Genomic DNA, 1,759 nt, shown 5'->3' with positions numbered 1-1,759 from the left:
ACCGACCGCCTGGCCCGCTACTACGAGACGGTCACCAAGCACAACCTCAAGTATCGCCGTTACTATCACCAGTTCGATTACTAAAGAAGACGGGTGCGGGAACGTGCCGGGCTATTGAGAGGAACACAGAATGAGACAGTACATCATCGCCAGCCATGCGCACTTCGCTACCGGTATCAAGGAGAGCGTCGAGCTGCTCTCGGGCGCTCGCGACAACGTCCACGATCTTTCGATGTTCGTCGATGGCCGCATGGACGTGGCCGAGGAGGCCCAAAAACTGCTGGCAGGCATGTCTGCCGACGATGATGTCGTTGTCTGCACCGACCTCTTTGGCGGCAGCGTCAACAACGAGTTCACCAAGATCGTCCAGACGCGTCCCCGCACGTACCTCGTTACCAACATGAACCTTCCTCTGCTCATCCAGCTGCTGTTCTCTGACGAGTCGGCGCCGGTTGAGGAGACGATTCGCGCCATCGTCGCTGCGGACGATACGCGCGTGAAGTTTGTCAACGATCTTTTGGTCGATGACGAGGAGGAGGAAGAGTTCTAATCCGCAGCACCTACTGACACGCCGTATGACGGCACAAGACCTTTGGGGGGTCACATTATGATTCAGCTACTTCGCGTTGACCATCGCCTGCTTCATGGCCAGGTCGCAGTTTCCTGGGTTCAGGGCCTTGGCTCCAACTGCATCTTCTGCGTGGGCGATAAGGTCGCCAACGACCCGGTGTGGAAGACGACGCTCAAGATGGGCAAGCCTGCCGGCTGCAAGCTCGTCATCAAAGATATGGAGCATGCCATCGAAGCTATCAACTCGGGCGTGACTGACAAGTACAAGATGATCATCTGTGTCGCCACTATCGCTGAGGCAAAGCAGCTTGTTGAGGGCTGCCCGCAGATCAAGTCGGTCAACCTGGGCAACACCAAGCCCAAGGACGAGAAGCGTCCCGATGCTCGTCAGGTCTCTCGTCAGATCTTCCTGACCGCGGCCGAGGAAGCCGATGTGCGCGAGATGCTGAGTCGTGGCGTTGAGGTCGAGATTCGACCCCTTGCCGATGACCCCAAGGTCGACTGCGCAAGCGTACTCTAGGCGTTTGAATTCGAAGAGTCTGAGCTCTTCGTAGTGTCCTATTAGGAAAGGGGGATGTATGCTTACCCAAGCAATCCTCATCGGACTTATCGCCGCATTTGGTAAGTTCGACTTCCAGCTCGGTACGCTCTATGCGTTCCGCCCCATCGTCCTGTGCCCGCTCGTGGGCCTGGTGCTGGGGGACCTGCAGTCCGGCCTCGCGATCGGTGCGAGTCTGGAGCTGCTGTTCATGGGCTCGATCTCCATCGGCGCCTACGTGCCGCCTGATGAGACGATCGGCGGCGTGCTCGCCTGCGCCTTCGCTATCCAGCTGGGCCAGAGCACCGAGGCAGCCATCGCGCTTGCCATGCCCATCGCCACGCTGTGCCTTGCCATCAAGAACATCCTCAACGCCGCCCTGCCGATCCTGGTTGACCGCGCCGATGTCTTCTCCGGCCAGGGCAACCTTAAGGGTGTCTATGCGATGCACTTCCTGATCGGTTTCACCGGTATCATCATGGCGTTCCTGCTGTGCTCGCTGTCGTTCTATCTGGGTGCTGACGCTATCCAGGGCATGCTCGACTTCATCCCGCCCTTTGTCCTTGCTGGCTTTGGCGTGGCCGCCAACATCCTGCCGGCCATGGGCTTCGCCATGCTCGGCCGCCTGGTGCTCACCAAGCAGCTCGTGCC

The 1,759-nt window shown here is 59.0% G+C and carries 3 protein-coding genes; all 3 read left to right on the top strand.

Translation table 11 applies throughout. The features are described 5' to 3' along the window. Positions 1-130 precede the first annotated feature (130 nt). Positions 131-550 (top strand): PTS sugar transporter subunit IIA, encoded by a 420-nt coding sequence (locus AB5202_RS09920; protein ID WP_148346728.1) that lies wholly within the window; start codon positions 131-133, stop codon positions 548-550. A 57-nt stretch (positions 551-607) separates the two neighbouring features. Continuing rightward, positions 608-1,090, top strand: a complete 483-nt coding sequence (locus AB5202_RS09915) for a PTS sugar transporter subunit IIB (protein ID WP_368144614.1) — start codon at positions 608-610, stop codon at positions 1,088-1,090. A gap of 58 nt (positions 1,091-1,148) precedes the next feature. Next, positions 1,149-1,759: PTS mannose/fructose/sorbose/N-acetylgalactosamine transporter subunit IIC (locus AB5202_RS09910; protein ID WP_368147522.1), on the top strand; the 611-nt coding region annotated here is incomplete at its 3' end.

This window comes from Collinsella aerofaciens (assembly GCF_040915545.1).
GTDB classification, from domain to species: Bacteria; Actinomycetota; Coriobacteriia; order Coriobacteriales; family Coriobacteriaceae; genus Collinsella; species Collinsella aerofaciens_BE.
Note: the sequence above shows the minus strand (reverse complement) of the source record. Positions and strands in the feature narration are given on the sequence as shown.